Below are 10,799 nucleotides of genomic sequence, written 5' to 3'. Positions count from 1 at the left end.
CGCCACCGCCGTCCTTCGCGTATGCGGAACCCATGATCGACAGGCTATCAGGGAGTAACGGGGCGGCTGCAAGCATCATGGCGCATGACATTACAGCAACGAGACTCTTGTTTTTTAAAAGCATGATGGCTTCCATAGGTGGTTGATATCGCGTGACGTATGACGCGATATCCCTCCAACAGTTCAAATACCACGACAGATGGCTGGAGCACCTTGAAACAGCGGGAAGACTACCTTCCACAGGTTAATCAAACGCACCGTCGAGAATTTCATAGACAAGCCCGGTGGCCAGCGCAACCAGGATCAGGTCCGTGCCGACTTGCTGCCATTCGTAGCCATCATAGTGGGGCAGCCTGCCGGCCAGTCGGCCATCCAGTTTTTTCGCAATGCCGGGTGGAAGCGGTTTGCCTCGGGCGAGGTTCTTTTGAATACCCGGTGGCAAATCAGGCCCGGGGCTCCAGTAGCCCGTATTCACGCCAATGATCTCGAGCACGCTGCCACGGTTTATGCTCGGGCCATTGCTCCAGTCCTCACCACCGCCGGAACTCTTGTTCTTGTTGCCATGACCGCCCTGGTTGCCATGGTTGACCTTCCCGTTACCCTGGCCGTTACCGGGATCAGCCAGCGCCGTCACCGAGCCGCAGACCAGAGTCAAACAGGTAACAGCTGCAATCAATGATCGAGTCCTGAACATGATTCATTCCTTCGCGGTGGGGAATATTCCCTGAAATTTAGACGCTATTGGCGAAGTTGGTTCAATCGAGTCACCGAACACTGAAGCGTCTACGCTTATCCGGTCGAAGCTTGGTTTCACGTCCGACCAATCGCCAACTTTACCGTAGACGTTGCCTATTAATCCGGGCGTGCGAAATCGCGAAGGAATTTACCCGCAGGGGCCATTTGGCGTCCTGCAGGCCGCTTTTTTCGAGGACCTGTTCGGTCAAGGGGTTTGCAGGCTCGTCCACAGGTATTGCGCCAGTTGACCGGCTGCCTTCACATCAGAAGTTGGCGGGCGTGTTGGCACTGATAATCTCCGCCTCATCCGCCCCGATATTGCGAAACTTGTGCGGCAACGTCGTCGGGAAGTAGTAACCATCCCCGGCGTTCAGCACGCTCACCTGGCCATCCACGGTCAATTCCACCGTGCCACGGGTCACCAACCCACACTCCTCGCCTTCGGAATGCACGATCGGCTCTTCCCCGGAACTGGCGCCCGGTGCGTATTGCTCGCGCAGCAAGCGCATCTGCCGGCTCGGCACGGACGCACCGATCAGCAGCAGGCGCAGGCCATGGCGGCCAAGGTCGGGCTGTTCGTTGGCGCGGAAGACGTACTGGTGTTCGCGCGGTGGCTGATCGAAGGTAAAGAAGTCGGCCAGGGACATGGGGATGCCCTCCAGCAATTTCTTCAGCGAGCTGACGGAAGGACTGACCCGATTCTGTTCGATCAGGGAGATGGTTGCATTGGTGACGCCGCTACGCCGGGCCAGCTCGCGCTGGGACATTTTGTAGCTTTCGCGTACTAGTTTGAGTCGTGAGCCCGTGTCCATGACAGCCTTATGTGCCAAACCTGTAGGAGCGAGCTTGCTCGCGATTGCGATCTGACCTTCAACATTGATGTCGACTGAACCAACGCTTTCGCGAGCAAGCTCGCTCCTACAGGGATAATGGATGGGTGGAGTGCAGGCGCGGATCACGCCGTTTTCCGGTCCCGGAAACGTGAAAGGCGGCTATTAAATCACGTTTGTTCGTAATGCTCAGCAGGTTCGATAAACGGCAGAAAAAAACGACCTGTGGGAGCGAGCCTGCTCGCGAAAGCGGTGTGTCAGGCGACATCGATTTTGGCTGATATGGCCTCTTCGCGAGCAGGCTCGCTCCCACAAGTGGACTGCGGTGTATCGGATAAAAAACCGGCAACTCCTGTTTCTGGAAGCCGCCGGCGAGGTAAGGCTTAGATGCCGAAACGGTCGCGCAGCGAGTAGTACACGGCGCCGAGGGCGGTCAACGGCGCCGAGAAGGTGCGCCCGCCGATCATCGGCATGTGCGGCAAGGATGCAAACGCGTCGAAACGCTCGGCGTCGCCACGGATCATTTCCGAGATCAGTTTGCCGGCCAGGTGCGAGCAGGTAACGCCGTGACCGCTATAGCCCTGCATGTAATAGGCGTTCTTCTCGATACGACCGAATTGCGGCATGCGCGACATGGTCAGCAGGAAGTTGCCGGTCCAGCGGTAGTCGATCCTCACGTCCTTCAATTGCGGGAAGGTCTTGAGGATTTTCGGGCGGATCAGTTGTTCGATGTCGTCCGGCTCGCGCGCACCGTAGACCACGCCACCGCCGTACAGCAGGCGGTTGTCCGCGGTCAGGCGGTAGTAGTCGAGCAGGTAGTTGCAGTCTTCGACGCAGTAGTTGTTCTTGATCAGGCTGCGGGCCTGCTTTTCCGACAACGGCTCGGTGACGACGATCTGCGAACCGCACGGCATGCTCTTGCTGGTCACGCGGTTGTCGAGGCCCTGCGGCAAGTAGGCGTTGCCGGCGATCAGCAGGTACTTGGCCTTCACCACGCCTTTGGCAGTGCGCACGGTGATGGGCTCGCCGTAGGTGATTTCCACCGCCGCCGATTGCTCGTAGATCTTGCCGCCCAGACCAATGATCGCCGAGGCTTCGCCGAGAGCCAGGTTCAGCGGGTGAATATGGCCGCCCTGCATGTCCAGCAGGCCACCGACGTAGGCGTCGGAGCCGACTTCGCGCTTGATGTCGGCCGCGTCGAGCATTTTCAGGTTCTTGTTGCCGTAGCGTTCCCAGCTCTTCTTCTGCTCGGCCAGGCCCTTGAGTTGCTTCTTGTTCATCGCCGCGAAGATACCGCCGGGACGGTAATCGCACTGGATGTCGTAGTGCTGTATGCGCTGACGAATGATGTCGGCGCCTTCGAAAATCATGCTGCCGAGGATTTCAGCAGTCTTGTCGCCATAACGCTCTTCGATGACATCGACGTCGCGGCTGTAGGAGTTGACCAGTTGCCCGCCGTTGCGACCGCTGGCGCCGAAGCCGACTTTCGCCGCTTCGAGCACGGTCACGCTGTAGCCCGCTTCAGCGAGGAACAGGGCCGAGGACAGGCCGGTGTAGCCGGCGCCGATCACGCAGACGTCGCAGTCCACCGCCCCTTCCAGCACCGGAAAATCACCGGTGAAGTTGCGGGTGGCGGCGTAGTAGCTGTTTACATGCTGTTGGTTAAAAGAGTCTTGTTTCATACATTTCTCCGATGGCCGCCGACAGAGCCGGCGACCGTCGCTTTATTGTTATCAGAGCTTGATCCAGGTCGCCTTGAGTTCGGTGTACTTGTCGAACGCGTGCAGCGATTTGTCCCGACCGTTACCCGACTGCTTGAACCCGCCGAACGGCGCGGTCATGTCGCCACCGTCGTACTGGTTGACCCAGACGCTGCCGGCACGCAGGCCGCGGGCGAAGGTGTGGGCCTTGCTCAGGTTGCTGGTCCACACGCCGGCGGCCAGGCCGAAGATGCTGTCGTTGGCAATCGCCAGGGCTTCATCGAAGGTGTCGAAGGTGATGACCGACAGCACCGGGCCGAAGATTTCTTCCCGGGCGATGGTCATGGCGTTGGTCACACCGTCGAAAATCGCCGGTTCCAGATACAGGCCACCGGAGTCCTCGAGGGTACGGCTGCCGCCGGCGATCAGTTGACCGCCCTGCTGCTTGCCGACTTCGATGTAGCGCAATACGTTTTCCAGCTGACGCTGATCGACCACCGCGCCGACCGTTGTTGCAAGGTCCAGCGCATGCCCCGGTTTCCAGGCTTGCAGCGCCTCGACCAGCAGCGGGATGAACTGCTCACGAATCGAGCGCTCCACCAGCAGGCGAGAACCGGCGGTGCAGACCTCACCCTGGTTGAAGGCGATGCCACTGGCCGCTGCCTGTGCTGCCGCGCGCAAGTCCGGCGCGTCGGCAAACACCACGTTCGGGCTCTTGCCCCCCGCTTCGGCCCAGACGCGTTTCATGTTGCTTTGTCCGGCGTAGATCATCAGTTGCTTGGCAATCGCCGTGGAGCCGGTGAAGGCCAGCACGTCGACGTCCATGTGCAGCGCCAGCGCCTTGCCGACGGTGTGGCCGTAGCCCGGCAGGACGTTGAACACGCCTTTCGGGATGCCGGCGTCCAGCGCCAACTGGGCGATGCGGATCGCGGTCAGCGGGGATTTTTCCGAAGGCTTGAGGATGAACGAGTTGCCCATCGCCAGGGCCGGGGCGAATTTCCAGCTGGCCATGATCAGCGGGAAGTTCCAAGGCACGATGGCCGCGACCACGCCGACCGCTTCGCGCGTCACCAGACCCAATTGATCGTGGGGCGTGGCGGCGACTTCATCGTAGATCTTGTCGATGGCTTCGGCGGTCCAGCGGATCGCGTTGGCGGTCGCCGGAATGTCGATGCTCATCGAATCGCTGATCGGCTTGCCCATGTCGAGGGTTTCGAGCAGGGCCAGTTCTTCCTGGTTCGCCAGGATCAGATCAGCGAAGCGGATCAGGATGCGCTTGCGCTCGGCCGGGGCCAGGTTGGCCCACACGCCGGATTCGAAGGTACGGCGTGCGACGGCGACTGCTGCATTGGCGTCGGCTTCGTCGGTGCTGGCGACGTTCGCCAGGAAACGACCGTCCACGGGGCTGATGCATTCGAACGTGGCGCCACTGGCGGCCGCGCAGTATTGGCCGTCAATGAATGCGCGACCTTCGATAGAGAGGGACTGGAAGCGTTGCTCCCAGTCGCTGCGAGTGTTTGTCATGGTTGTGACTCGACGCAGGGGAATAGGTGATCGTCGGGCTGAATGCCCTCAATCAAACATTTGAAACCCGATCCCTGTAGGAGCGAGCTTGCTCGCGAAGGAAGTCAATGATCACGCGGGAAACCTGAATCACCTCGGCGCCATCGGGTTTTTCGCGAGCAAGCTCGCTCCTACAGGGGTAGTCACCCGCCATCAAGGGTGTGGCGGGCAGCTGCCAATCAGACCGTATGCAAGTACCAGTTGTACTCAAGGTCCGAGATGGAGTTCTCGAACTCGGCCAGCTCGCTTTCCTTGCACGCCACGAACACGTCGATGTACAGCGGGTCGATGTACCTGGCCATGACTTCGCTGTCATCCAGCTCGCGCAGTGCATCGCGCAGGTTGTTCGGCAGGCTCTGCTCGTTTTGCTCGTAGCTGTTGCCTTCCACCGGGGCGCCCGGTTCGATCTGGTTGGTCAGGCCGTGATGAACACCGGCCAGGACCGACGCCATCAGCAGGTAAGGGTTGGCATCGGCGCCCGCTACGCGGTGTTCGATGCGCACCGAGTCTGGCGAGCCGGTCGGTACACGCACAGCCACGGTACGGTTGTCGATGCCCCAGCTCGGCGAGTTCGGCACGTAGAACTGTGCGCCGAAACGACGGTACGAGTTGACGTTCGGGCAAAGGAAGGCCATCTGCGCCGGCAGGGTCTCGAGCACACCGCCGATCGCGTGACGCAGCGCGGCGTTCTGCTCGGGATCCTCGCTGGCAAAGATGTTGTTGCCTTCTTTATCGAGAATCGAAATGTGCACGTGCAGACCGTTGCCCGCCTGGCCCGGATACGGCTTGGCCATAAAGGTGGTGTCCATCTCGTGGTCGTAGGCGATGTTCTTCACCAGACGCTTGAGCAGGACCGCGTAGTCGCACGCCTTGATCGGGTCGGCCACGTGATGCAGGTTGACTTCGAACTGCGCCGGGGCGCTTTCCTTGACGATGGCGTCAGCCGGGATGCCCTGCTCTTTCGCACCTTCGAGGATGTCTTGCAGGCAATCGACGTATTCGTCGAGGTCGTCGATCAGGTACACCTGGGTCGACATCGGACGCTTGCCGGACACCGGCGAACGTGGCGATTGCGGACGACCGTTCACGTTGTCCTGGTCGATCAGGTAGAACTCCAGTTCGAACGCGGCGCAGATGGTCAGGCCCATGTCGTCGAACTTGCGCACGATATTGGCCAGCACTTCACGCGGGTCGGCGAAGAATGGCTGGCCCTCGAGTTCGTGCATGGTCATCAGCAGTTGCGCAGTCGGGCGCTTCTGCCAAGGCTCGATGCTGAGAGTGCCGGGGATTGGGAAACAGATTCGGTCTGAGTCGCCGATGTCCAGGCCCAGGCCGGTGCTTTCCACCGTAGAACCGTTGATGTCCAGAGCAAACAGAGACGCCGGCAGGTTAATGCCTTTTTCGTAAACCTTATGAAGACTGGTGCGCTCGATGCGCTTGCCGCGCACCACACCGTTCATATCCGCAATCAGAAGGTCGACGTACAAAACCTCAGGATATTTCTTAAGGAATGCGTTTGCTTCGTTGAGTTGAACGGCACGCAGAGGGACCGACATGATGCACCTATTTTTTAGCTGTTAATTATTATGTTCACTACCCTTTCACGAGCCCAGTCAACCCGAACGACAAAGTGAAGTCAATAGCGAACACCTGGCCTTTCAGCGTTTATTTTCGGGCCTCTCAGAAGGACGAGAGTGCCATATACGCCCTCAAACACGCGTAAACCCTGAGGATCGGATGCGCGGCGTTTAGAATTTTTTACATGAGAGTTGTTAATTAAAATCAACAAGGCTAAGCTCCGGAAAAGCTCGTTCAAGTGTGAAACTTCGAGGTGATAAAAATGGCACTCAAGCCATTGATCGGCGTTACTGCGTGCGTCAAACAGATTGGCCTGCACCCCTACCACATCAGCGGCGACAAGTACTTGCGTGCTGTCAGCGTTGCGGCGCTGGGGCTGCCTGTCGTTATTCCTTCCTTAGGCGACCTGACCGAAATCGAAGATCTGCTGCCGCAGCTCGACGGTCTGTTGCTGACCGGCTCGCCATCGAACGTGGAACCCTTCCACTATCAAGGCCCCGACAGCGCCCCCGGCACGGATCATGATCCGGCGCGGGATGCCACCACCCTTCCCCTGATCCGCGCCGCTATTGCAGCTGGCGTTCCGGTGCTCGGCATCTGCCGTGGCTTCCAGGAAATGAACGTGGCGTTCGGTGGCAGCCTGCATCAGAAGGTCCATGAGCTCCCGGGTTTCCTCGACCATCGCGAGGCCGACCATCCGGACCTGGCCGTGCAATACGCGCCGGCCCATGGGGTGAATGTGCAGCCCGGTGGCGTGTTCGAAGCGCTGGACCTGCCTGCGGTGTTCCAGGTCAATTCGATTCACAGCCAGGGCATCGACCGACTCGCTCCCGGCCTGCGCGCCGAAGCCGTCGCGCCCGATGGCCTGATCGAGGCGATCTCGGTCGAACACAGCAAGGCCTTCGCCCTCGGCGTGCAATGGCACCCGGAATGGCAAGTGCTGGATAACCCTCCTTACTTGAGTATTTTCCAGGCGTTCGGCGAAGCCTGTCGGCAACGGGCGGCACTGCGTCACTCGAGCTGACGACCTGATACCCACATTCAACGATTGACTGCCCAACGCGAGCGGGCAGGCGCTTTTGCGTGCCCCGCTCGCGAAAACAACACACCGCGATAACAACAAGTACGACCAGGCAGCCAGGATGGCGGCGCCGAATAAACCCGGGGTGGGAAACGCAATTCCCTGTAGGAGCGAGCCAGCTCGCGATGGATGTCCGGACACCGCGGGCATTCAGACTGCCAGCGTCATCGTTGGCGACCATCGCGAGCAGGCTCGCTCCTACAAGGGATCAGCGCGGACCGGCTTCACGGGTTTGCAATCCACTATTAAGCCGGGCCGTGTTGGCCGGGCGACTGAAACCTGTTGGGAGTTTCACATGGCAAACGCCTCCAGCATCTACAGGAAGGCTCTTGAAGGTCACCAGGCACCGAAAAAGGTGTTGGTGAAAGTCGATCGCGTCACCAAGAAATTCGACGAAACCACCGCGGTGGACGACGTGTCCCTGGAAATCCATCAGGGTGAAATCTTTGCCCTGCTCGGTGGTTCCGGCTCCGGCAAATCGACCCTGCTGCGCATGCTCGCCGGTTTCGAGCGACCGACCGAAGGCCGGATTCTGCTCGACGGTGTCGACATCACCGACATGCCGCCGTACGAACGACCGATCAACATGATGTTCCAGTCCTACGCGCTGTTCCCGCACATGACGGTGGCGCAGAACATCGCCTTCGGCCTCAAGCAGGACCGTTTGCCAGCAGCCGAAATCGAAGCCCGCGTGCAGGAGATGCTGCGCCTGGTGCACATGACCCAGTACGCCAAGCGCAAGCCGCATCAACTGTCCGGCGGCCAGCGTCAGCGCGTGGCCCTGGCCCGTTCCCTGGCCAAGCGTCCGAAGCTGCTGCTGCTCGACGAACCGATGGGCGCACTGGACAAGAAGCTGCGTTCGCAGATGCAACTGGAGCTGGTGGAAATCATCGAGCGCGTCGGCGTGACTTGCGTGATGGTGACCCACGACCAGGAAGAGGCCATGACCATGGCCGAGCGCATCGCGATCATGCACCTGGGCTGGATCGCCCAGATCGGCAGCCCGGTCGACATCTATGAAGCACCGGTCAGCCGCATGGTCTGCGAATTCATCGGCAACGTGAACGCCTTCGACGGCACCGTGGTCGAGGACCTGGAAGGTCACGCGATCATCCACAGCCCGGACCTGGAACAGAAAATCTACGTCGGCCACGGCGTCAGCACCTCGGTGCAGGACAAGTCGATCACCTACGCGATCCGTCCGGAAAAACTGCTGGTCAGCACCGTCAAGCCCGAGCACCGCTACAACTGGTCCAGCGGCAAGGTGCATGACATTGCCTACCTCGGTGGCCACTCGGTGTTCTACGTCGAGCTGCCTGGCGGCAAGATCGTGCAGTCGTTCATGGCCAACGCCGAACGCCGTGGCGCGCGTCCGACCTGGGACGATCAGGTCTACGTGTGGTGGGAAGACGACAGCGGCGTGGTACTGCGCGCATGAAAACCTTCAATCAGCAATTTCTGAGACTGGTCCCCAGCGGGCGCAAGTTCGTCATAGGGATTCCATTCATCTGGCTGTTCCTGTTCTTCATGCTGCCGTTCTTCCTGGTGATGAAAATCAGCTTCTCGGAAGCAGCGCTGGCCATTCCGCCGTACTCGGAGATCTACACCTTCGCCGAGCAGAAATTTCAGCTGCTGTTGAACCTCGGTAACTACAGCCTGCTGACCCAGGACGAACTGTACATCTCGGCGTACCTCGGCTCGTTGAAAGTCGCGTTGCTCAGCACGATGATGTGCCTGGTGATCGGTTTCCCGATGGCCTACGCGATCACCAAGGCCAGCAAGGAATCGCAAAACGTCCTGCTGCTGTTGATCATGATGCCGACCTGGACCGCGATCCTGATCCGCGTTTACGCGTGGATGGGCATCCTCAGCAACAACGGTTTGCTCAACGCATTCTTGATGTGGACCGGGCTGACCTCGGCGCCGATCGAGATCCTCAACACCAACACCGCCGTCTACATCGGGGTCGTTTACGCCTACCTGCCGTTCATGGTGCTGCCGCTGTACGCCAACCTGGTGAAGCACGATGGCAGTCTGCTGGAAGCAGCGTCGGACCTGGGTTCGAGCAACTTCAACAACTTCTGGAAAATCACCGTGCCGCTGGCCAAAAACGGCATCATCGCAGGCTGCATGCTGGTGTTCATTCCGGTGGTCGGTGAGTTCGTGATTCCGGAACTGCTGGGCGGCCCGGAAACCCTGATGATCGGCCGTGTGTTGTGGCAAGAGTTCTTCAACAACCGCGACTGGCCGGTGGCGTCTGCCCTGGCGGTGGTGATGCTGTTGATCCTGATTGTGCCGATTCTGCTGTTCAACCGCAGCCAGGCCAAAGAGATGGAGGCACGGGGATGAAACGCTTCGGATTTTCAAAGTTCATGCTGATTTTCGGCCTGTCGTTTATCTACCTGCCGATGCTGATCCTGGTGATCTACTCGTTCAACGCCTCCAAACTGGTGACGGTGTGGGGCGGCTGGTCGATCAAGTGGTACGCCGGCCTGCTCGACAACTCGCAACTGATGGGCTCGGTGGTGCGCTCGCTGGAAATCGCCTGCTACACCGCCGTCGCGGCAGTCGCACTGGGCACCCTGGCGGCGTTCGTCTTGACGCGCGTTACGCGCTTCAAGGGCCGCACGCTGTTCGGTGGCCTGGTCACCGCACCACTGGTCATGCCTGAGGTAATCACCGGTCTGTCGCTGTTGCTGCTGTTCGTGGCCATGGCGCAGTTGATCGGCTGGCCGCAGGAGCGCGGCATCGTCACCATCTGGATCGCCCACACCACGTTCTGCGCGGCCTATGTGGCGGTGGTGGTCTCGGCGCGTTTGCGCGAGCTGGACCTGTCCATCGAAGAGGCGGCCATGGACCTGGGGGCGAAGCCGCTCAAGGTGTTTTTCCTGATCACCATCCCGATGATTGCGCCATCGCTGGCAGCGGGCGGCATGATGTCCTTCGCCCTGTCGCTGGATGACCTGGTGCTGGCGAGCTTCGTGTCGGGCCCGGGTTCCACGACCCTGCCGATGGAAGTGTTCTCGGCGGTGCGTCTGGGGGTGAAGCCCGAGATCAACGCCGTGGCCAGCCTGATCCTGTTGGCGGTGTCGATCGTGACCTTCATGGTCTGGCTCTTCAGCCGCCGTGCCGAAGAAAGCCGCAAGCGCGCGATCCAGGAAGCCATGGACCAGACCGCCAGCGAATCCTGGCAACAACCTAAAAAGCAAATGGCAGAAGCGACTGCCTAGTGCCGCCCCTGTAGGAGCGAGCTCGCGATGGACGTTAACGATAACGCGTGTTGTCTGGATGAGCGCGTCGCCCTCAGGTCCA

The 10,799-nt window shown here is 60.0% G+C and carries 9 protein-coding genes; 4 read left to right on the top strand and 5 right to left on the bottom strand.

Features of this window, described 5'->3' with window-relative positions; genetic code table 11:
- Window positions 1-244: 244 nt before the first annotated feature.
- From KGA83_RS19555 to KGA83_RS19535, 5 genes are all read right to left on the bottom strand, one after another.
- Window positions 245-694, bottom strand: a complete 450-nt coding sequence (locus KGA83_RS19555) for an anti-virulence regulator CigR family protein (protein WP_108216006.1) — start codon at window positions 692-694, stop codon at window positions 245-247.
- 304 nt (window positions 695-998) lie between these two features.
- On the bottom strand, window positions 999-1,547 hold the full coding sequence (locus KGA83_RS19550; RefSeq protein WP_108216007.1) for a cupin domain-containing protein: 549 nt from the start codon (window positions 1,545-1,547) through the stop codon (window positions 999-1,001).
- Window positions 1,548-1,948: 401 nt separating this feature from the next.
- Window positions 1,949-3,247 (bottom strand): NAD(P)/FAD-dependent oxidoreductase, encoded by a 1,299-nt coding sequence (locus tag KGA83_RS19545; RefSeq protein ID WP_115948331.1) that lies wholly within the window; start codon window positions 3,245-3,247, stop codon window positions 1,949-1,951.
- A gap of 51 nt (window positions 3,248-3,298) precedes the next feature.
- The gene (locus KGA83_RS19540) at window positions 3,299-4,789 is read right to left on the bottom strand and encodes an aldehyde dehydrogenase (protein ID WP_223530572.1); all 1,491 of its coding nucleotides are present in this window, start codon (window positions 4,787-4,789) and stop codon (window positions 3,299-3,301) included.
- A 218-nt stretch (window positions 4,790-5,007) separates the two neighbouring features.
- Window positions 5,008-6,384, bottom strand: a complete 1,377-nt coding sequence (locus tag KGA83_RS19535; RefSeq protein ID WP_108216011.1) for a glutamine synthetase family protein — start codon at window positions 6,382-6,384, stop codon at window positions 5,008-5,010.
- A 284-nt stretch (window positions 6,385-6,668) separates the two neighbouring features.
- On the opposite strand from KGA83_RS19535, the gene KGA83_RS19530 reads away from it, so the two are divergent.
- From KGA83_RS19530 to KGA83_RS19515, 4 genes are all read left to right on the top strand, one after another.
- A complete protein-coding gene (locus KGA83_RS19530; protein ID WP_108216012.1) occupies window positions 6,669-7,430 on the top strand; it encodes a gamma-glutamyl-gamma-aminobutyrate hydrolase family protein in 762 nt (253 codons plus the stop codon).
- Between the two features lie 352 nt (window positions 7,431-7,782).
- Entirely contained in the window at window positions 7,783-8,925 is a 1,143-nt protein-coding gene (gene potA, locus KGA83_RS19525) for a polyamine ABC transporter ATP-binding protein (RefSeq protein WP_223530570.1), read from the top strand.
- Window positions 8,922-9,836 carry an ABC transporter permease subunit gene (locus tag KGA83_RS19520; protein WP_108216014.1) on the top strand — a complete coding sequence of 305 codons (915 nt, stop codon included), beginning with the start codon at window positions 8,922-8,924 and terminating at the stop codon, window positions 9,834-9,836. The genes potA and KGA83_RS19520 overlap by 4 nt, the downstream gene beginning before the upstream one ends.
- A complete protein-coding gene (locus KGA83_RS19515; protein WP_115948334.1) occupies window positions 9,833-10,717 on the top strand; it encodes an ABC transporter permease subunit in 885 nt (294 codons plus the stop codon). The genes KGA83_RS19520 and KGA83_RS19515 overlap by 4 nt, the downstream gene beginning before the upstream one ends.
- Window positions 10,718-10,799 lie beyond the last annotated feature (82 nt).

The sequence above is a fragment of the Pseudomonas sp. GL-R-19 genome (genome assembly GCF_019956375.1).
Taxonomy (GTDB): domain Bacteria; phylum Pseudomonadota; class Gammaproteobacteria; order Pseudomonadales; family Pseudomonadaceae; genus Aquipseudomonas.
Note: the sequence above shows the minus strand (reverse complement) of the source record. Positions and strands in the feature narration are given on the sequence as shown.